A 20,355-nucleotide genomic window follows, 5' to 3' on the forward strand; every position below is an offset into this window, starting at 1 on the left:
CATCATTTCTAAAACCACATCTTGATTATAGGGAAAAATTTTTTATTTCTTGCAACATTTCTTGTATAATCATACACACTAAAACCCCTTTTGTATTTGAGCGTATTTATATCATAACTTATAAGTTTGGCTATCTTTTTGTCAAAACTTCAGTAATTGGGATAATTTGATAATTTTCTTGCAATATCCAAAGGAGATTCGTAAGATTATTTACACTACAAATGCGATAGAATCGCTGAATAGCCAATTGAGAAAAGTTACTAAGAATAAAGGCATCTTTCCAAATGATGACGCAGTATTTAAGGTTTTATATCTGACAATTGATTATATTACCAAAAAATGGTCTATGCCTATCCCAAATTGGAATGAAGCTATGGCTCATTTTATGATCAAATTTGATGGTAGAATTTAATGGCTCACGAAATTTACACAATTGATGAGACAGAGCCGTATTAAAGAACTCTTATTAGTTTATTAAGATCTATTTTAAACTATTATATAACTTACTAACTATTTTTAGTTAACATTTATATTTTCTTCAAACCCTAATTGCTTTTCTATACTAAATAGTTTAATTTAAAGAAGTATCAGAAATTCTTTTTTAATCGTAATTCTAACTTATGAGCGATCTATTTAGCTTCAACAAAGAAAAAAAACTTAAGATAATTAATAATACATATAGTGCAAAAGATATTGAAGTATTAGAGGGGCTTGAGCCTGTTCGTAAAAGACCCGGGATGTATATTGGTGGCACAGACTTAAATGCTATGCATCATTTAGTATCTGAAGTACTTGATAATTCTATGGACGAGGCTGTCGCCGGTTTTGCAAGTATTATCACGATAAAAATGCATCAGGATCACAGTATAACCATATCGGATAATGGTCGTGGAATCCCTATCGATAATCATCCAAAATTCCCGAACAAATCAGCATTAGAAGTTATTTTAACTACGCTGCACTCTGGAGGTAAATTTTCAAGCAATGTTTATCAAACTGCTGGTGGGTTGCATGGTGTTGGGGTATCGGTAGTTAATGCCCTGGCAGAACATCTAGAAATTAAAGTATATAAGCAGGGTAAATTATATAAGCAAAGCTATGCAAAAGGTGAAAAATTAACCGAATTAATATGTGAAGAAGCTCCTAAAAGGCTAAAAGGTACATCGATAAACTTCATCCCTGATCCAGAAATTTTTGGTGACAAGATACATTTTAATCCTAAAAAAGTTTATGAACTTGCAAGATCGAAAGCTTATTTATACCGAGGTGTTACTATAGAATGGGAGTGCGAAATTGAAGCATCTAGCGATGTACCTAAGAAAGCATTAATAAACTTCCCAAATGGTTTAAAAGATTATTTAAGCTCAAAAATAACACCAGATGATTTAATTACGCCGGAAATCTTTTCTGGGAATGTTGAATCAGAGCAAGACGGCATAAAGCTTGAATGGGCAATTTGTTGGCAAAATAATGACAGCTCGGCATTTATTCAATCTTATTGTAATACTGTCCCAACACCCTTAGGTGGAACTCACGAACAGGGTCTTAAATCTGCTTTACTACGCGGACTTAAAGCATATGGTGAAATGGTTGGGAATAAAAAAACCGCTAATCTAACTATCGAAGATATTTTAGAAACTGCAAGCGTTGTACTATCTATTTTTATAGCTGAGCCTACTTTTCAAGGGCAAACTAAAGAAAAATTAGTATCTCAAGGTGTAAGCAAACCTGCTGAAAATATTATAAAAGACCATTTTGACCATTTTCTTAGTAGCAACAAAACTATAGCTAATAATTTGCTTGAGCATTTTATAGCCATTGCTGAGTTTAGATTAAATAAGAAAAATGAAAAAACTATTTCTCGTAAAAATGCTACGCAAAAATTACGTCTGCCCGGTAAGCTTGCTGACTGCACAAGAACTTCACCAGAAGGTACGGAATTGTTTATTGTAGAAGGTGATTCGGCAGGTGGTTCAGCTAAACAAGCGCGTAATAGAGAAACGCAAGCGGTATTGCCGTTATGGGGAAAAGTCTTAAATGTTGCAAGCTCTACGCTTGAAAAGATAGTTAATAACCAAGCTATACAAGATTTAGAAATAGCTCTTGCTTGCGGTAGTATGAAGAATTATAAAAAAGAAAACTTGCGTTATGAGAAAATAATTATTATGACTGATGCCGATGTTGATGGTGCTCACATAGCTTCATTATTAATGACTTTCTTCTTTTTAAGAATGCCAAAATTAGTAGAAGATGGACATTTATATTTAGCAAAACCACCACTTTATCGCTTAACGCAGTCTAATAAAACTTATTATGCAAATGATGAAGAGGAAAAAGCCAAACTAACAGATACATTATCCAAGAGTAGTAAAGCTAAGATTGAAGTTGGCAGATTTAAAGGACTCGGGGAAATGATGCCTATGCAGTTAAAAGAAACTACTATGCATCCGGAAAAAAGATCACTTCTAAAAGTTACTTTAGAAGATTTTCAAAATGTTGATAAAATAGTAGATGATTTAATGGGCAAAAAGCCAGAAAAAAGATTCCAATTTATTTATGAACAGGCTTTAGTTAAAATGGATAAGATTATTAACGAGCTGGATATTTAAGATAAGCGTCATTGCGAGAAGCGAAGCGACGAAGCAATCTCATGAGGCAGTAGTACAAGAATCCTAAGATTGCTTCGTCGAAACTTACAGTTTCGCCTCGCAATGACGGGATGACAATGAAAATGGAGTATTATGTATTTACGTTTAATTATAGCATTATTTTTTACTATAAATTTTGTTTCTGTATTTGCCGCTACTAAAGAAGAAACGAAAGAGCCTGAAAATAAAATAACAAACGAAGAGGCTTATAAGCAATTTCAGGAAATATTTGAACGTGTTGAAAAAGAATACGTAGAAACACCAGATAAACAAAAAATGATAGATGAAGCGATTAACGGCATGTTAAATTCGCTTGATCCGCATTCAGGTTACTACACAGGTGAGGATTTTGAAGATATTTTTACATTTACTAAAGGTGAGTTTGGCGGAATTGGAGTTAACATAATGTATGATAACGGGGCTATAAAAATAATATCTCCTATTGATGATTTGCCTGCGTTCAAAGCTGGTCTAAAAGGAGGGGATTACATAGTCGGGGTGAATAACGAATTAGTATCTACAATTGGTCCTAACAAAGCCGTGAAAGAAATGCGAGGTACGCCGGGGACTAAAGTTAAGTTACTAGTTATAAAAGCCGATGAGGTAAAACCACAAGATATAGAGCTTACTCGCGAAATAGTGAAAATGAACCCAATAAAAGCACATTTAGAAAAAAATAATATTGCTTATATACGTATTATTACTTTTAACGAATCAACAATCTCCGAATTGAAAGCAGCAATAAAGAAGCTCAAATCTGAAAGTAAAGACGATATTAAAGGTATTATTCTCGATATACGTAATAATGCAGGAGGTATACTAGAACAGGCAATTGTTGTTAGTGATTACTTTATCGATTCCGGTATAATATTAACGACAAAAGGTAGAGCTAACTTGATCGATACTGAAATCAAAGCAAATGAGTTTTCACTGAAAGCTCCAAAAGTTCCTATGATAGTCCTGATAAACGGCAATTCTGCTTCAGCTTCGGAAATAGTAGCAGGAGCGTTGCAAGATCATAAAAGAGCGATAATACTTGGGACTAAATCTTTTGGTAAAGGTTCGGTTCAGGCTTTGACTCAAATTAATCAAAGAGCAGCTGTAAAACTTACTATCGCTAAATATTACACACCAAGCGGTCGTTCTATTCAAGCAGATGGTATAGAGCCTGATATTATAATTGAACCAGCAAAAGTAGAATATCCGGAAGTTAAAAAAATAGATAAACGTTTTTCTGAAAGTTCTTTAAAAAATTATTTAAAGAATGATGTTGAAAAAGATAATTCATCCAAAAATAAAGATAGTAAAAAAGAAACAAAAGATAAAAATAACAAACAAGAAGATAACGAATTATCTGAATTATACAAAAAAGATTACCAATTTGCTCGTGCTTATGATGTAATTACAGGGTTAATTATTAATAAGAATCTAGAGACAAAAGGGGAAGTTAAATAAGAGTGGACCAGCCCCACCTATGTCACCCCGTGACTTGTTCACGGGGTCCAGTTAAAAATATCAATGATATTGATATTTTTAATTGTTTTTCTGGATCCCGTGAATAAATCACGGGATGACAGGGGGAGAATGGTAAATTCCAGTATTAATTAAGCCAGATTTATATTTTCTTCCCATACCTCATTGGGTGTTTTATAACCGAGCACTTTTCTTGGTAAATTATTTAAAAAATCCTCAATTTCTTGTAATTGCTTTATTGTTAATTTTTTTATATCTAAAGATTTAGAGTATACTCTGTGCACCATTGAGTTAATCTTCTCTATCAATGGTTTTTGCCATGGAGAATAAGGATTGCAAAAATATACTTTTCGTTCAGATTTTGGCAATAGTTGTTCATGATTGGTAAATTCTTTGCCATTATCTAACGTTATGCTTTTGATTATATGCGACAATTGTTTAAGTTTTTTATTCATGTTACCAATCACATCTTGTGTTCTTTTTGAACGGTTTAAAGTGAGAAACACTTTTTGTGTTCTGATATCCACAAGAGCGCCTATATTACGACTTTGATTACCTTTGTTAAAAGTTAAATCACCTTCTAAATGACCTATTGCTGCTATCTTTCTATTTATCTCTGGTCTTTCAGTAATGGAAACTCGATTTGGTATTGTAATTCTTTTGTTTCTGATTCTTGTACCATGATGCAACCTATTTTTCCTTTTTCTTGCTAAAGATAAATATAATTTTTGCCTTTGTGCTATAGGAGATGTATAAATAAACTGGTATATACTCTCTGTAGAAATATTGACAGTATCTCGTGATAGTTTACGTCTACCTGAAATTATATCTGGTGAAATACCCTGTGTTAACTGCTTTATTATTTCTGCTCGTAAATTATTATCAATATCTAATTTTCTTTTTCTCTTACCTTGCCTTAAACTGCAAGCAAGTGTGTTAGAGCCCTATCTGGTCTATAATTATGCCTCATTCTCTTGAGTTCATAACATACAGTGCTTTTATCACGGCCAATCTTTGTCCCTATATATCGCGAGCTATAACCACTCTTATTCATTTCGTATATTTTAAATCTTTCATCTATCGTTAAATGAGCCATGATATATCTATATTTAAATGATGCTCCTCGCAGCAGAGCTACGAGGTATCTAAAAAAGTTTTAGTTGTTTCTTATGATATCACGAAGCAGAGCTTCGGGGAATTAAACCCTGAGAGATTAAAAATTGATTATATCTGGCTTAATTAATTATAGAACTTTCCCCCACATAAGAAAAAATCTACTTCTCGAAACGATAGTGAGCATAAGATCTATAGCTACTTGCTTGATCAATATTGGACTAAATCTGGCTCAACAAAGCAAGTGTATGTGCCTAATGTGAATGAGGTTTGGAGTGGTGACATTACTTACATTAGAACTAATGGTGGCTTTATGTATATGGCAGCTATTATAGATTGGCATAGCAAGGCCATATTGAGCTATAAACTGTCAAATTCTATGGATGCATCTCTTGTAACTGATGTCTTGAAACAAGCTCTCAGTAAGTATAACGCTCCACAGATATTTAATAGTGATCAAGGTAGCCAATATACCAGTTATGACCACATAAATATTCTCAAGGAGCATGATATCCAAATTTCAATGAATGGCAAAGGTAGAAGTATTGATAATATAGTAATAGAAAGGTTTTTTAGAACTTTAAAATATAATTGTATCTTTATTAATGATTTTAACAATGTTAAAGAGTTAAAAGAGGGGATTGATCATGGCTTTGTTGCATAAATAAAATTTGTAGAGCAAGAGTGGTGATAATCTGGTAAGATGTCCTGAATTAAAAAATAATCCAGATTATATGAGATCTCGGAAGAAAGCCCCTTTTAGTAAATCACGCAAGTATTCTAAATATAAAATAACGAATTGGTCAGAATATAATAATTTTTTACGCAATAGGGGTCGCATAGATTTTATGATTGCCAGTGATTTGGCGATTGGCTGGTATGCTGATTACAGAGAGGAAATGAAACGAGGAAGACCTAGACGCTATAGTGATCACGCTATATTACAGTGTTTGAAGATCAGATGCTTATTCGGTCTTAAGTTACGCCAAACCCAAGGCTTTATAAACTGGCTCTTTGAAATATCGGGTTTATCTATTAGATGTCCAGACTATACAACATTAAGTAAGCGTATGAAGTCATTAGATCTTAGGTATTTACATGGAAATCAAGATAAAGAATTTAGTTGTATTTCAATGGATAGTACAGGGATACAAGCCTACACAGGGAACGAATGGCTAGAAAATAAGCATGGTAAGCAATATAAGCGTCGCATATGGAAAAAGCTACATATCGTTATAGAAGATCAAGGTATGATACTTGCCGATAGTACCACAGAGCATACTATAGATGATAGATCACAGATTGGACTACTAATAGCTAATGTCAGAGCCAAGGATTTTCTGGGAGATCGAGGGTATGACGGTGAATCTACATATCAATTGTTGAGCAAGAAGAAGATAAAACCAGTTATTAGACCCCCAAACTCTTCAGTAAAAGTTCAATCGCTTAGGGATAAAACTGAGAGAGATGCAGCTGTTATATATCAACAAAACAAAGGATACCAAGCATGGAGGGTAAAGAATAATTATGGTAGAAGGGAGCGTGTAGAGAACACGTTCTTTCGATTTAAAACTTCTTTTGGTAGTAAGTTTCTATCAAGACATGATCAAAATATGACAAAAGAAATGTCTATTAAATGCCACTTATTAAACAAAATGTTTGAAATTGGTAAACCTATCTCTGTGCCTGTTGGCTAGGCTAGCATTGCGGGGTTAGGGGCAGTATATTCAAAAGCTTATTTATGCAACAAAGCCTTGGTTAATTCCTTAATTAATCCATTCTGACTTAGTACTGTTTTTAAATCTACTCCGCCTTCTATCAGCAAATCTATTGCTTCATTTATTTTTTTATTCTTCTCTATTTGCATTTCTGTTACCTATATTTTTAATTACTTCTAATATAGGCTCAACAAAAATTTACACAATCATTGCAAAAGACTCGTATGGGAAGAAAATATAAATCTGGCTTAATTAATACTGGAATTTACCCTTCTGCTACTGAAAAAGAAGCAGAATTAGCTCTTGAGTCATTTGATCAAAAATGGAGTAAGCAATATCCGCATATAGCTAAATCTTGGTATAATAATTGGGATAATTTGATAATTTTCTTGCAATATCCAAAGGAGATTCGTAAGATTATTTACACTACAAATGCGATAGAATCGCTGAATAGCCAATTGAGAAAAGTTACTAAGAATAAACGCATCTTTCCAAATGATGACGCAGTATTTAAAGTTTTATATCTGACAATTGATTATATTACCAAAAAATGGTCTATGCCTATCCCCAATTGGAATGAAGCTATGGCTCATTTTATGATCAAATTTGATGGTAGAATTTAATGGTTCACGAAATTTACACAATTGATGAGACAGAGCCACAAAAACAGTTAAAACTTTTTGGATAGATACCTCGTAGCTCTGCTGCGAGGAGCATCATTTATAAAAAAATCTCTATTGTTTTATGTTCTCAAGTTTTTTTCTGGATTCCCGCCTGCACGGGAATGACATCAATAGAATCACAAAATGGCTATTAACTTGCTGTATAATGGTCGTGGCGATGATTATTGTAGGCGGGATAACCAGGCTTATGGATTCAGGTTTATCGATAGTTGAGTGGCGTCCGGTAACGGGTATTTTGCCCCCATTTAGTTATGATACTTGGCAAGCCGAATTCGCTAAATATAAAGCATTTCCGGAATATAATGCAGTTAATTACGGGATGACTTTATCAGAGTTTAAATTCATCTATTTATTAGAGTTTGTGCATCGCCTGCTTGGCAGGGCTACAGGTTTGATATATGTATTACCTTTAATATATTTTTATTTTAAAGGGATCATAAAAAATCGTGATATATTATCTTATATAATTGTTTTGCTGTTATTTTGCGTGCAGGGCTTTATGGGATGGTATATGGTTAAAAGCGGTTTAGTTAATCATCCGTCTGTTAGCCATTTTCGTCTAGCTTTTCATCTCATTATTGCCGTAATTATTTATCATTTACTTTTTTACAAGCTAGTCAAAAATTGTTGTGATATTTTATTAATTCCATCACAAATAAATTTAAAATTACCGCTAATATTTTCTGTTGCTGCTATTGCTATGATATACGTACAGATTTTTTTAGGTGCTTTAGTTGCAGGGCTCGATGCAGGGCTAGTATATAATAGTTTTCCATTGATGGGCGGCAATTTTATTCCTATAGAAATAAAAGATAATGTCATTAGCTTTAAAAATTGGTCTGATCCGGTTTTTGTCCAGTTTATACACCGTCTAGGTGCTTATAGTTCGTCTATAATCATCATAGCTTTGATTATTTCTTTGTTAAAAGTCAAAAATCCAAAATTAAATAAAGTAGCATTTTATTTGGCTATTGCTTTATTAATACAATTATCTACTGGCGTAATTACTCTTTTATATTACGTTCCTATAATAGCAGCTTCTATGCATCAATTTTTTGCTATAGTGCTTTTATCTATAGTCATTTGGTGCTATTCTCTAATAAAAAATTCTTAATGATCATCACTGTAAACAGCCCTATCGCCTCAAGGTTAGATAAATATTTAAGGCGTCTATATCCTCTTTTGACCCAAGGAGTGATAGAGAAAGCATTGCGTCAAAAGCAAATAATCGTTAATTCTAAAAAAGCAGAAGCAAGTTTAAGAGTGGTGGAGGGTGATGAAATTTTTATTCATGATAAGTTTAATTTACCTATAGCTCAACCAACTAAACTAGTTTTTACTGATGCTGAAATTACATTAGCAAAGAAAATTACCACTGAATATTTAATATATGAGGATGATAATATAATAGCGATTAATAAACCAGCGGGGCTTACAACGCAAGGCGGTAGTAAAATTAATTTATCGGTCGATTCTGCATTAAAATATTTAAACAGCCAAGGAGCTGATTTTAAGTTAGTACATAGATTAGATAAAGAAACAAGCGGTTTGCTTTTAATTGCTAAAAATTATGTAAGTAGTGTAAAACTTCATGATGCTTTTAAAGAAAAATTGGTTGAAAAGACATATCTCGCTGTAACCTATGGAAAACCAATTAAAGATCAAGGAGAGGTCAAAACTAACATAGAAAAAAGTAAGGGGAGTATACCTAAAATTACTGATATAAATGATAATAGTGGTAAACTTGCCATTACTTATTATAAATTACTAAAATCACTTACCAATAACTTATTTTTGGTTGAATTTATTCCGATTACGGGTAGAATGCATCAATTAAGATTGCATGCTAAATTACTAGGTTGTCCAATATTTGGTGATAATAAATATGGCAATGACAAATTAATGCCGTATAGTAAATATATGTTTTTGCATGCTAGTAATATAGTATTGTCTAAAAAAGTTTTTGGCAAAGAGGTTAATTTAGAAGCAAAATTGCCTTTTTATTTTAATAAAGTTTTAGTTTTTGGATAGAGTTAAAGTTATTATGTTCCGTAGTTATATTTTACTATTGGTGTTTTTAGTCATTAATCTGAAGTTTTGACAAAAATTCTAATTTTTCTGACTAAAGTAAAAATTTATATTTAAAGTTAAATATTTAGTGCTTTTATCAGCTTAAAAGCGATATTTCTACAATTTAAAGTAAATTATTTGATATATAATACAAATTATAGATCGATACACTCGCCACTTTTTTTAATAAAAAATTTTTGTCAAAACTTCAGATTAATAGTGTTGATAGTTTTGCAGATGTTCAGCAAAGAATTAGTGAAGCAGAAAAAGAATATATAAGCAATAGGTTTGTAAACGCTGTGACTATAAGCAGCTATTAACCAGAGCTAAAGGTATTTTTGCTTTAAACGGGGAGCATTAAAAGCAAATGAAATGATGCCTATCGCTTCTGCTACAAAGCCTATAACTGCTGCAGGAATTTTAAGGCTGCAAGAGCAAAAATTATTAAACGTCAATGACAAGATATATAAATATATTGATTTAGAAATGGAGTCTTTTGCAATGATTGTGTAAATTTTTGTTGAGCCTATATTAGAAGTAATTAAAAATATAGGTAACAGAAATGCAAATAGAGAAGAATAAAAAAATAAATGAAGCAATAGATTTGCTGATAAAAGGCGGAGTAGATTTAAAAACAGTACTAAGTCAGAATGGATTAATTAAGGAATTAACCAAGGGTATTTTAGAGCGAGCACTGCATGCTGAGATGTCAGAACATTTAGGTTATAGCAAGTATGATAGAGCTGAAACTGAGAATGCGAGGAATGGTAGTTTTAGTAAGAATCTGATTAGTGAGAATGGTACTATAGAGCTAAATGTTCCAAGAGACAGACAAGGTAAATTTGAACCTATAATAGTCTCAAAGAAACAAACAAGAATAGATGGCTTAGACCAAAAGATAATATCCTTATATGCGAAGGGTATGAGTGTGTCTGATATTAAAACACAATTGCAAGAATTATATGGAGCTGAGATCAGTGAGAGCCTAATCAGCAGGATTACAGATGAAGTAATAGATGAGGTCAAGATTTGGCAGAGTAGACCTCTTGAATCAGTATACCCTATAGTATATTTTGACTGTTTAGTAGTGAAAGTAAGACAAGATAAACTTATTATTAATAAATCAGTATATGTAGCTTTAGGAATAGATTTATCTGGTAGAAAGGATATTTTAGGCTTATGGATAAGTGAGAATGAAGGAGCTAAATTTTGGCTTGGTAATTTTACTGAGATGAAAAATAGAGGAGTAAAAGATATCTTAATTGCTTGTAGTGATAATCTAACTGGTATGTCTGATGCTATTGCATCAGTATACCCGAAAACTGAACATCAAATTTGTATTGTCCATCAGATCAGGAATAGCCTCAAATATGTATCATATAAAGATAGAAAGCAATTAGCAGCGGATTTGAAACTAATCTATACTTCTGCTACTGAAAAAGAAGCAGAATTAGCTCTTGAGTCATTTGATCAAAAATGGAGTAAGCAATATCCGCATATAGCTAAATCTTGGTATAATAATTGGGATAATTTGATAATTTTCTTGCAATATCCAAAGGAGATTCGTAAGATTATTTACACTACAAATGCGATAGAATCGCTGAATAGCCAATTGAGAAAAGTTACTAAGAATAAACGCATCTTTCCAAATGATGACGCAGTATTTAAGGTTTTATATCTGACAATTGATTATATTACCAAAAAATGGTCTATGCCTATCCCCAATTGGAATGAAGCTATGGCTCATTTTATGATCAAATTTGATGGTAGGATTTAATGGCTCACGAAATTTACACAATTGATGAAACAGAGCCTAGAAATGTGGCAAGGCAAAGTACCGGATTGGGCATATAAAATATCAATTCATAATTTAATGATGCTCCTCGCAGCAGAGCTACGAGGTATCTATCCAAAAAGCTTTAACTGTTTTTGTTGAAATGCTTTATAAGAAGGTTTGCCTGAACCTTGATTCTGTACATAATTACGTAATTTCTGCTCATCACCATGTTTACCTAGTCCGTCCGCCAAAACTCTACAAGCCTTATAGATAATATGGTTTTAAGACAAGAAGTAATACAACAATCCGTAAGAAAATGATAAAATATGGTCATAAACCTTATGGATTTCAGTCAATGCCAATAGACAACATTATCAAATCGCAAGAACAAGGGAAACTGTTTGGTTATAAATTAAAAGAAGAATTAAACCCAAATAATAAGCTATATAAATTAAGAGAATTAATAAATTGGTCTAGGCTCGAAGAGTGGTTATCAAAAAATGTTTGTATTAAGAAATTTGGTAGAAATAGAAAATGTCATAGAGTGATGCTTGGCATAACGATGCTACAAGCAATGTATAATTTTTCAGATTCATTATCAGAGGAAGAGCTAAAAGAGAATATGTATTGGCAGTATTTCTGCGGGTGGGAATATATAGAAAAAGACATAGCTATCTCGGAAACTAGTATACGACGGTTTCGTAGTGTATTAGGTGAAGCTGGATATAATGAGATATTATCGGAGTTGATCAGGGTTGGGATAAAAACTAACACAATTAAAAAAAAAGATTTGGAATTAATCATCGCTGATACGACTGTACAAATTAAGAATATCAAACACCCACACGATGTTTATTTAATGGATAAAGCTAGGCTTAGCATAGTAAAGCTTTGCAACAGTTTGGGTATACATTTGAATGAAACATACGCTAGAACCTATAAACGCGATATAGTAAAGCTATGGAAATATAAAGAACATAGTAAAGCCAAGAAGCGTTGGAAAATAATGAAGCATTTAAAAATATTACTGGGTCGTTTGATTAGAGTATGTGAGCGTGAGATCAAAAATAAGCAATTAAACTTGTCTCTCAAAAATCAAGAAGTATTGCAAAAAATAAAACAAATACATAACCAATCTGTTTTAAAAAGCGAAGCTAAAAAGCAATATAAAGAAGATAACAAAGTATTATATAGTTTTCATGCCCCTGAAGTAGAGTGTATAGGAAAGGGAAAACGCAACAAGCCATATGAGTTTGGCAATAAAGTAGCGGTAGTAGTAAGTGGTCGTAGAAATTTTGTTTTATCCGCAAAATCGTTTCATAGTCTATCCGCCAAAAACACTTCAAATCCTGATCATTTGTAATGGGATAGAGTTTTGACAACAAATTGCTAAGATTTTCAATAAAAATTAATAAGTTATGTTAATTTTTACTGATACATTTCTGTGTTGGTCTAATTTTGATATGGAGCTATTGTTAACGATTTTTTATCGTTCATCTAGTTTTTGCATGATGATATTTTTGATTTATGTGGAGTTAGACACGATTTGTAAATGATTTGCAATGCATCGTAAATTCAAACCAATAGCAGAGATTATTGGATTGATAATATCTCCTATCATACCTTTCAAGAAGTTTCTACCCATCCGACCATATTGCTTTAAGTGACCTATTATTGGTTCTATGGCACTGCGTCTCTTGATCATAGACTTGTCCTCTTGTAACAACTTCTTCCGCGTTTTTGGGGTATATACCTTACTCTTCTCCTTTACATTGCTACCACTATACCCAAGATCAACAAATGATTTCTTTATCTTGATTCCAGTGACACTCTCTACTGCTTCAAAGCTCTGATGCAATGTATGACCATCATAAGGATTATTATGAAACGATTTTGCGGATAAAACAAAATTTCTACGACCACTTACTACTACCGCTACTTTATTGCCAAACTCATATGGCTTGTTGCGTTTTCCCTTTCCTATACACTCTACTTCAGGGGCATGAAAACTATATAATACTTTGTTATCTTCTTTATATTGCTTTTTAGCTTCTCTTTTTAAAACAGATTGGTTATGTATTTGTTTTATTTTTTGCAATACTTCTTGATTTTTGAGAGACAAGTTTAATTGCTTATTTTTGATCTCACGCTCACATACTCTAATCAAACGACCCAGTAATATTTTTAAATGCTTCATTATTTTCCAACGCTTCTTGGCTTTACTATGTTCTTTATATTTCCATAGCTTTACTATATCGCGTTTATAGGTTCTAGCGTATGTTTCATTCAAATGTATACCCAAACTGTTGCAAAGCTTTACTATGCTAAGCCTAGCTTTATCCATTAAATAAACATCGTGTGGGTGTTTGATATTCTTAATTTGTACAGTCGTATCAGCGATGATTAATTCCAAATCTTTTTTTTTAATTGTGTTAGTTTTTATCCCAACCCTGATCAACTCCGATAATATCTCATTATATCCAGCTTCACCTAATACACTACGAAACCGTCGTATACTAGTTTCCGAGATAGCTATGTCTTTTTCTATATATTCCCACCCGCAGAAATACTGCCAATACATATTCTCTTTTAGCTCTTCCTCTGATAATGAATCTGAAAAATTATACATTGCTTGTAGCATCGTTATGCCAAGCATCACTCTATGACATTTTCTATTTCTACCAAATTTCTTAATACAAACATTTTTTGATAACCACTCTTCGAGCCTAGACCAATTTATTAATTCTCTTAATTTATATAGCTTATTATTTGGGTTTAATTCTTCTTTTAATTTATAACCAAACAGTTTCCCTTGTTCTTGCGATTTGATAATGTTGTCTATTGGCATTGACTGAAATCCATAAGGTTTATGACCATATTTTATCATTTTCTTACGGATTGTTGTATTACTTCTTGTCTTAAAACCATATTATCTATAAGGCTTGTAGAGTTTTGGCGGACGGACTTCATAATAATCCTTATGATGGTCATACATTGCATCAGAGCTTTGAAGCAGTAGAGAGTGTCACTGGAATCAAGATAAAGAAATCATTTGTTGATCTTGGGTATAGTGGTAGCAATGTAAAGGAGAAGAGTAAGGTATATACCCCAAAAACGCGGAAGAAGTTGTTACAAGAGGACAAGTCTATGATCAAGAGACGCAGTGCCATAGAACCAATAATAGGTCACTTAAAGCAATATGGTCGGATGGGTAGAAACTTCTTGAAAGGTATGATAGGAGATATTATCAATCCAATAATCTCTGCTATTGGTTTGAATTTACGATGCATTGCAAATCATTTACAAATCGTGTCTAACTCCACATAAATCAAAAATATCATCATGCAAAAACTAGATGAACGATAAAAAATCGTTAACAATAGCTCCATATCAAAATTAGACCAACACAGAAATGTATCAGTAAAAATTAACATAACTTATTAATTTTTATTGAAAATCTTAGCAATTTGTTGTCAAAACTCTATCCCATTACAAATGATCAGGATTTGAAGTGTTTTTGGCGGATAGACTACCTACTGTGCTCATAAAATATCCTTTACTCCAAAACTCACTTCCCCATAATTTTTCTTTAAGATTTGGATATTTCTCAAACATTTTCTTAGAAGTAATACTTTTTATGATTTGAGTTATTTTTGTTGGGCTATACATTGGTATTGACTGTAATAAAAAATGTACGTGATCTTTATCTACTCCTATTTCTAAAAATCTAATTTCATAACGATCTTCTATGTGCTCACAAATTTTACACAAATAATCATCTAGTTCTTGATTGAATATTACTCTTCTATACTTTGCCGGCGTTACTAAATGATATATTAGTACTGTGACATTATGACTCTTATGTATATAACTGCTTTCTTCCATTCAAGTAGTATATCACGAAGCAGAGCTTCGGGGAATTAAACCCTGAGAGATTAAACTTTATATTTATATATAACAAGCTTTTTTAACGGCTTCTATTACGTCATCCTCACTAGGTAAAGCTAATTTTTCTAGATTTACTGCATAAGGAAGCGGGACGTCTTTACCGCTTACAATCTCTACCGGTGCATCTAAATAATCAAATGCTTCTTTCATAACGATAGCTGCGATAGTTGCACCGATACCGGCAAAAAACCATCCTTCTTCAACTACAACTAAACGACCGGTTTTTTTTACTGACTCTATTATAGTATCTATATCAAGCGGTTTGATGGTACGTAAATCAATGACCTCGCAATTAATATTATCGCTTTGTAAAATATTTGCAGCATCTAATGCAAGTTTCACCTGAATCGAGAATGTCACTATAGTAACACTATCACCCTCTTTTAAGACTTTTGCCTTACCAAAAGGAATAGGCTCAACATTTTCAGAAATATCGAAACTGTGACCATATAAAATCTCATTTTCTAGGAAAATAACCGGATTATCGTCTCTAATAGCTGTAATCATCAGCCCTTTATGATCTGCAGCACTATAAGGAGCTACTACTTTCAGCCCAGGTATATGAGCATAACAAGCTGCGTAGTTCTGGCTATGTTGTGCTGCTACTCTACTTGCTGCTCCGTTTGGACCTCTAAATACTATTGGGCATCTGACCTGACCACCTGACATATAATGCGTTTTAGCAGCCGAGTTAACTATATGATCCATCGCTTGCATAGCAAAGTTAAAGGTCATAAACTCAACGATTGGACAAAGCCCTGCAAAGGCTGCTCCAACGGCAAGCCCAGCAAAACCATACTCCGTTATTGGTGTATCAATCACCCTTTTAGGACCAAACTGCTCAAGTAATCCTTGTGTTACTTTGTAAGCTCCTTGATACTCAGCGACTTCTTCACCCATGACAAAAACTTTGTCGTCTCTTATCATCTCTTCTTGCATCGCATCACGCAATGCTTCCCGTACAGTTATTTGCATCTTTCTTTTATTTAAATTGAATCTTTATATTTAGCATTGGTGTCATCCCGTGGCTTGTCCACGGGATGACACAGTAGCACAAGTAAACCTCGCATATCCAATAAATGAAGATACTGGTATACGACGATGAACTTCAAAAAGAGCAAGGCGTTCACAAGACGAGGAACGCAGCGTATACTTAATACGTGAGTACCGCAGTACTTGTAGAACAACGTAGCCAATTTTTGAAGTTCATCGCGTGTATATATTAGTATATAGCTCTTCTTCATTGGGCAGTGGTGAGTTTTCTGAACATTCCACAGCTTCCTTAATAATCTCTTTAACTGATTGCTCTATTTCTTTTAAATCAGCTTCACTTGCATAGTTATTTTCTAATATTATCTTCCGTATTTCAGTAATAGGATCACGTTCTTTATACGTCTCTACTTCTTCTTGACTACGATATTTTGCCGGATCGGACATTGAATGCCCACGATAGCGGTAAGTTTTTACCTCTAATATCAGAGGCATACTATTTTCTCTAACATATTCCGCTGCTTGCTTAACACCGTCATACATTTCTTCAAAATCCATGCCATTTAACTGGAATCCTTTAATCCCAAACGACTCACCTTTTTTATAAAGATCACGCATAAAGGTTGAGCGGACAACCGAAGTACCCATAGAATACTCATTATTTTCAATAATATAAACTACCGGTAAACCCCATAAAGCAGCCATGTTAAAGGCTTCATATACTTGACCTTGATTAACCGCACCATCACCTAAGAAAGTAAAGCAGATATTGTTTGTACCATTATATTTCTCAGCAAAAGCAAGCCCTGTACCTATCGGCACTTGTGCCCCTACTATGCCATGTCCGCCATAAAACTTATTCGGCACGTCAAACAAATGCATCGAGCCACCCTTACCTTTTGAGCAGCCTGTAGCACGCCCCATAAGCTCGGCTAGCACATATTTTGGTTCTGTACCTGCTAGAATAATATGAGCATGATCACGATAGCTGGTAACCATACTATCTTCTTTTCGTTTAACCATATCTACAGCAGAAATTACTGCTTCCTGCCCGATATATAAATGACAAAAACCGCCTATTTCACCCATACCATATAGCTGCCCACATTTTTCTTCAAAACGCCTAAGCAACAACATATCTTTGAAGCTTTTTATGTATTCTTCTTTTACCGGTTTATATTTTCCTAATTTAATATTCACTAATTACTCCTTATAATCTTAAACGTCATTGCGAGGAGATGCGTAGCATCGACACATGGCAATCTCATAAAGCATCCTACTGAAGTTTTGACAAAAATTCTAATTTTTCTGACTAAAGTAAAAATTTATATTTAAAGTTAAATATTTAGTGCTTTTATCAGCTTAAAAGCGATATTTATACAATTTAAAGTAAATTATTTGATATATAATACAAATTATAGATTGATACACTCGCCACTTTTTTTAATAAAAATTTTTTGTCAAAACTTCAGATCCTAAGATTGCTTCGTCAAAACTGATAGTTTCTCCTCGCAATGACGGGACACTACAATTTTTTTAAACTCACAAAATACGGCACATGATCAGAAGGTGGCGTCCAATCTCTTGCTTCTGATAATAAACGTATAGAAAATAATTCATCTTTTAAATTATTACTAACCCAAATATGATCAAGCCGTCTACCTCTGTTAGATTTTTTCCAATCTACGTTTCTATAACTCCACCAAGTATAAAATTTTTCATCAAGTGGCACAAAATGCCTACTACTATCAATAAACTCTAATGAGTTTTGCAATTCTACCAATAAAGAACGCTCAATATCAGTATGGCTAATAACATTTCGCAGCTGCTTGCTAGACCATACATCATGCGGGTGTGGTGCAATATTTAAATCACCTGCAATTATCATCTTATCATCTCTATTGCGGTTATTAGTCAGCCATTCTTGCATCAACCTTATATATTCTAGCTTATGTTTAAACTTTGAATTTAGCTCTATATCAGGTATATCACCACCGGCAGGAACATAAAAATTATGTATCTCAATATTATTAACAGTAGCTGCTATATGCCTTTTATCACCGTTATATAGCTCAAGCGAAAAAACATTTTGCAGTGGAAGTTTTGAGATAATAGCAACGCCGTTATATGATTTCTGCCCCGAATATATTACATGTTCATAGCCTATATTGTTAATTACTTCAAGAGGAAATAAAGGATCATCTACTTTTGTCTCTTGTAATAAAATAATATCAGGCTGATGTTCATATGCCAATCTTTTTAATAAATCAATACGTAAACGTAGCGAATTAATATTCCACGTAACTATCTTCATTTAGGTTTTATCATCTTTTATAGCTGCATTTACTATTGCGTCTCTGAAATAAATTATGCCAATTTGGTTTAGAGGATTTTTTAGATCAATTTTATCTTGCATTTCTTCAGGAATTTTTACCATAGTATTACTTAGTATAGCAAAATAAAGATTATTAGGCAATAATATATCCCATTTCACTTTGCACTCCTAAAGCTTTACCAGCAAAATCAGGAGTTTCGCACTTAGCAAATAATATGCTAATCTAGAGAAAAATAGTTTTAGATAAAAATGACAAGATCAAAATGTAGCAAAGATTTATATAAATCATTCTTACAAGCAAGTAGTGTAAGATATACTAGCAAAGCATTATCTGAAGTAAGTCCATTAGATCTATCGCACGATAGTGCAAGTCGATGGTTAAAGAGTAAGGATTTTCGCCCTAGCGAAATCTATAGCAAAGTGTCAAAATATATTGATCTGGAAGATCCTTGTTTATTATTGGGAGATGACACCTTATTGTCAAAGCAATACAGTAAGAGGATCGAGCTTGTAAATTATCAATATTCTGGGGCTGTACATGATGTTATACCTGGTATAGGAATGGTAAACTTACTGCATTACAATACTCAAATTGATCAATCCAGGAGTTTCGCACTTAGCAAAATTGTGTATTAGTTAGAAGCCATTTAATGTTGTTCTGAATTGATGTTTTTATAACTTCCCAAGTTTGTTGATATAAAGTAATGTTTTCATTTATCCTCCTTTTGTTCATATCAAGCCAGGCCAATACAGCAAGGCAAATATGATTTCTTTGAGCTCGACCCGTGCGTGCCTGACAGCATTCAATACCACAAGTTTGTTTCAATTCTCGATGATAAACTTCTATAGACCAACGCGCCTTAACAATTTTCTCTATTTGCTCACGTGTAGGATTCTCTAAATTAGTTGTTATGTAATCAATGCGACCATTTTTTGCCACAAACTTAAATACCGTAACCCAACCGTATCCACGTAGGTGAATTTTTAGCCCTTCATCGGGAATCTCTAAAGTTTCCAAGCTAACATTACGATTAACTTTTCTATTTTTTCTTAGGTTGGTAACCCATATCCAACCTAAATTACGTATATGTTTTAAATTATCCAAACCACTATACCAAGCATCCATAACTATAGCATCAGGCTTGATACCTCTTTCTTTAGCTAAAGTAAGCATATCACAAAAATGCTCGTTCTTTGTTTTACCATCAGTTTCTTTATCATATATTCTATAATCTACAGGAGTAGATTGATCAATTTGAGTATTGTAATGCAGTAAGTTTACCATTCCTATACCAGGTATAACATCATGTACAGCCCCAGAATATTGATAATTTACAAGCTCGATCCTCTTACTGTATTGCTTTGACAATAAGGTGTCATCTCCCACTAATAAACAAGGATCTTCCAGATCAATATATTTTGACACTTTGCTATAGATTTCGCTAGGGCGAAAATCCTTACTCTTTAACCATCGACTTGCACTATCGTGCGATAGATCTAATGGACTTACTTCAGATAATGCTTTGCTAGTATATCTTACACTACTTGCTTGTAAGAATGATTTATATAAATCTTTGCTACATTTTGATCTTGTCATTTT

16 protein-coding genes and 7 pseudogenes are annotated in these 20,355 nt (G+C 33.2%); 13 read left to right on the plus strand and 10 right to left on the minus strand.

Features of this window, described 5'->3' with window-relative positions:
* Positions 1-154: 154 nt before the first annotated feature.
* From AAHI98_RS14380 to AAHI98_RS14390, 3 genes and pseudogenes are all read left to right on the plus strand, one after another.
* Positions 155-412: pseudogene (locus AAHI98_RS14380) on the plus strand (transposase); the annotation flags it as partial.
* Positions 413-620: 208 nt separating this feature from the next.
* Positions 621-2,609, plus strand: coding sequence for a DNA topoisomerase IV subunit B (gene parE / locus AAHI98_RS14385; protein WP_342226289.1), 1,989 nt, complete (start codon positions 621-623; stop codon positions 2,607-2,609).
* A gap of 132 nt (positions 2,610-2,741) precedes the next feature.
* Positions 2,742-4,103 carry a S41 family peptidase gene (locus tag AAHI98_RS14390; RefSeq protein WP_342226290.1) on the plus strand — a complete coding sequence of 454 codons (1,362 nt, stop codon included), beginning with the start codon at positions 2,742-2,744 and terminating at the stop codon, positions 4,101-4,103.
* 149 nt (positions 4,104-4,252) lie between these two features.
* Here AAHI98_RS14390 and AAHI98_RS14395 read toward each other — a convergent pair.
* Positions 4,253-5,217, minus strand: a pseudogene (locus tag AAHI98_RS14395) (IS30 family transposase).
* 162 nt (positions 5,218-5,379) lie between these two features.
* On the opposite strand from AAHI98_RS14395, the pseudogene AAHI98_RS14405 reads away from it, so the two are divergent.
* Both AAHI98_RS14405 and AAHI98_RS14410 read left to right on the plus strand, forming a co-directional pair.
* A pseudogene (locus AAHI98_RS14405) lies at positions 5,380-5,868 on the plus strand (transposase); the annotation flags it as partial.
* Between the two features lie 100 nt (positions 5,869-5,968).
* Positions 5,969-6,931: an IS5 family transposase gene (locus AAHI98_RS14410; RefSeq protein ID WP_342226292.1), complete on the plus strand. Its 963-nt coding sequence runs from the start codon at positions 5,969-5,971 to the stop codon at positions 6,929-6,931.
* A gap of 38 nt (positions 6,932-6,969) precedes the next feature.
* Here the strand turns inward: AAHI98_RS14410 and AAHI98_RS14415 are convergent, their stop codons facing one another.
* Positions 6,970-7,101 carry a hypothetical protein gene (locus tag AAHI98_RS14415; protein ID WP_342226293.1) on the minus strand — a complete coding sequence of 44 codons (132 nt, stop codon included), beginning with the start codon at positions 7,099-7,101 and terminating at the stop codon, positions 6,970-6,972.
* Positions 7,102-7,215: 114 nt separating this feature from the next.
* Here AAHI98_RS14415 and AAHI98_RS14420 point away from each other — a divergent pair.
* The 5 genes and pseudogenes from AAHI98_RS14420 to AAHI98_RS14440 form a co-directional block, all read left to right on the plus strand.
* A pseudogene (locus AAHI98_RS14420) lies at positions 7,216-7,575 on the plus strand (transposase); the annotation flags it as partial.
* 121 nt (positions 7,576-7,696) lie between these two features.
* Complete coding sequence (locus tag AAHI98_RS14425) at positions 7,697-8,749, plus strand: COX15/CtaA family protein (protein WP_342226294.1); 1,053 nt, start codon at positions 7,697-7,699, stop codon at positions 8,747-8,749.
* On the plus strand, positions 8,749-9,666 hold the full coding sequence (locus AAHI98_RS14430) for an RluA family pseudouridine synthase (RefSeq protein WP_342226295.1): 918 nt from the start codon (positions 8,749-8,751) through the stop codon (positions 9,664-9,666). Before AAHI98_RS14425 ends, AAHI98_RS14430 begins: the two co-directional genes overlap by 1 nt.
* Before the next feature lie 236 nt (positions 9,667-9,902).
* Positions 9,903-10,194, plus strand: a pseudogene (locus AAHI98_RS14435) (serine hydrolase domain-containing protein); the annotation flags it as partial.
* A 73-nt stretch (positions 10,195-10,267) separates the two neighbouring features.
* Positions 10,268-11,482 carry an IS256 family transposase gene (locus AAHI98_RS14440; RefSeq protein WP_342226296.1) on the plus strand — a complete coding sequence of 405 codons (1,215 nt, stop codon included), beginning with the start codon at positions 10,268-10,270 and terminating at the stop codon, positions 11,480-11,482.
* Positions 11,483-11,610: 128 nt separating this feature from the next.
* Here the strand turns inward: AAHI98_RS14440 and AAHI98_RS14445 are convergent, their stop codons facing one another.
* Positions 11,611-11,733, minus strand: a complete 123-nt coding sequence (locus AAHI98_RS14445; protein WP_342224755.1) for a hypothetical protein — start codon at positions 11,731-11,733, stop codon at positions 11,611-11,613.
* A gap of 65 nt (positions 11,734-11,798) precedes the next feature.
* Between AAHI98_RS14445 and AAHI98_RS14450 the strand changes: the two genes are divergently transcribed.
* On the plus strand, positions 11,799-12,845 hold the full coding sequence (locus AAHI98_RS14450) for a transposase (protein WP_342226297.1): 1,047 nt from the start codon (positions 11,799-11,801) through the stop codon (positions 12,843-12,845).
* Between the two features lie 162 nt (positions 12,846-13,007).
* On the opposite strand, the gene AAHI98_RS14455 is transcribed toward AAHI98_RS14450, so the two are convergent.
* On the minus strand, positions 13,008-14,369 hold the full coding sequence (locus tag AAHI98_RS14455) for an IS5 family transposase (RefSeq protein ID WP_342224717.1): 1,362 nt from the start codon (positions 14,367-14,369) through the stop codon (positions 13,008-13,010).
* 65 nt (positions 14,370-14,434) lie between these two features.
* Here AAHI98_RS14455 and AAHI98_RS14460 point away from each other — a divergent pair, with 65 nt between their 5' ends.
* Positions 14,435-14,809, plus strand: a complete 375-nt coding sequence (locus AAHI98_RS14460) for a hypothetical protein (RefSeq protein WP_342226298.1) — start codon at positions 14,435-14,437, stop codon at positions 14,807-14,809.
* 162 nt (positions 14,810-14,971) lie between these two features.
* On the opposite strand, the gene tnpA is transcribed toward AAHI98_RS14460, so the two are convergent.
* The 5 genes and pseudogenes from tnpA to AAHI98_RS14485 all read right to left on the minus strand — a co-directional run.
* Positions 14,972-15,367 (minus strand): IS200/IS605 family transposase, encoded by a 396-nt coding sequence (gene tnpA, locus AAHI98_RS14465; protein ID WP_342226299.1) that lies wholly within the window; start codon positions 15,365-15,367, stop codon positions 14,972-14,974.
* A gap of 63 nt (positions 15,368-15,430) precedes the next feature.
* The gene (locus AAHI98_RS14470) at positions 15,431-16,405 is read right to left on the minus strand and encodes a pyruvate dehydrogenase complex E1 component subunit beta (protein WP_342226300.1); all 975 of its coding nucleotides are present in this window, start codon (positions 16,403-16,405) and stop codon (positions 15,431-15,433) included.
* A gap of 231 nt (positions 16,406-16,636) precedes the next feature.
* A complete protein-coding gene (gene pdhA / locus AAHI98_RS14475) occupies positions 16,637-17,620 on the minus strand; it encodes a pyruvate dehydrogenase (acetyl-transferring) E1 component subunit alpha (protein ID WP_342226301.1) in 984 nt (327 codons plus the stop codon).
* A 325-nt stretch (positions 17,621-17,945) separates the two neighbouring features.
* Positions 17,946-18,734, minus strand: coding sequence for an exodeoxyribonuclease III (gene xth, locus AAHI98_RS14480; RefSeq protein ID WP_342226302.1), 789 nt, complete (start codon positions 18,732-18,734; stop codon positions 17,946-17,948).
* Positions 18,735-18,942 (minus strand): annotated as a pseudogene (locus tag AAHI98_RS14485) (serine hydrolase domain-containing protein); the annotation flags it as partial. It lies immediately after the preceding gene.
* Between the two features lie 62 nt (positions 18,943-19,004).
* Here AAHI98_RS14485 and AAHI98_RS14490 point away from each other — a divergent pair.
* Positions 19,005-19,358: pseudogene (locus AAHI98_RS14490) on the plus strand (IS701 family transposase); the annotation flags it as partial.
* Positions 19,359-19,371: 13 nt separating this feature from the next.
* Here AAHI98_RS14490 and AAHI98_RS14495 read toward each other — a convergent pair.
* A complete protein-coding gene (locus AAHI98_RS14495) occupies positions 19,372-20,352 on the minus strand; it encodes an IS701 family transposase (protein WP_342224656.1) in 981 nt (326 codons plus the stop codon).
* Positions 20,353-20,355 lie beyond the last annotated feature (3 nt).

Origin of the sequence: Rickettsia endosymbiont of Urophora cardui (assembly GCF_964030725.1) — a bacterium.
Taxonomy (GTDB): Bacteria; Pseudomonadota; Alphaproteobacteria; order Rickettsiales; family Rickettsiaceae; genus Rickettsia.

Coding starts and splice junctions, on each gene's coding strand:
- parE (WP_342226289.1), top strand. CDS start 621: ATGAGCGATCTATTTAGCTTCAACAAAGAAAAAAAACTTAAGATAATT.
- AAHI98_RS14390 (WP_342226290.1), top strand. CDS start 2,742: ATGTATTTACGTTTAATTATAGCATTATTTTTTACTATAAATTTTGTT.
- AAHI98_RS14410 (WP_342226292.1), top strand. CDS start 5,969: ATGAGATCTCGGAAGAAAGCCCCTTTTAGTAAATCACGCAAGTATTCT.
- AAHI98_RS14415 (WP_342226293.1), bottom strand. CDS start 7,101: ATGCAAATAGAGAAGAATAAAAAAATAAATGAAGCAATAGATTTGCTG.
- AAHI98_RS14425 (WP_342226294.1), top strand. CDS start 7,697: ATGTTCTCAAGTTTTTTTCTGGATTCCCGCCTGCACGGGAATGACATC.
- AAHI98_RS14430 (WP_342226295.1), top strand. CDS start 8,749: ATGATCATCACTGTAAACAGCCCTATCGCCTCAAGGTTAGATAAATAT.
- AAHI98_RS14440 (WP_342226296.1), top strand. CDS start 10,268: ATGCAAATAGAGAAGAATAAAAAAATAAATGAAGCAATAGATTTGCTG.
- AAHI98_RS14450 (WP_342226297.1), top strand. CDS start 11,799: ATGATAAAATATGGTCATAAACCTTATGGATTTCAGTCAATGCCAATA.
- AAHI98_RS14455 (WP_342224717.1), bottom strand. CDS start 14,369: ATGATAAAATATGGTCATAAACCTTATGGATTTCAGTCAATGCCAATA.
- tnpA (WP_342226299.1), bottom strand. CDS start 15,367: ATGGAAGAAAGCAGTTATATACATAAGAGTCATAATGTCACAGTACTA.
- AAHI98_RS14470 (WP_342226300.1), bottom strand. CDS start 16,405: ATGCAAATAACTGTACGGGAAGCATTGCGTGATGCGATGCAAGAAGAG.
- xth (WP_342226302.1), bottom strand. CDS start 18,734: ATGAAGATAGTTACGTGGAATATTAATTCGCTACGTTTACGTATTGAT.
- AAHI98_RS14495 (WP_342224656.1), bottom strand. CDS start 20,352: ATGACAAGATCAAAATGTAGCAAAGATTTATATAAATCATTCTTACAA.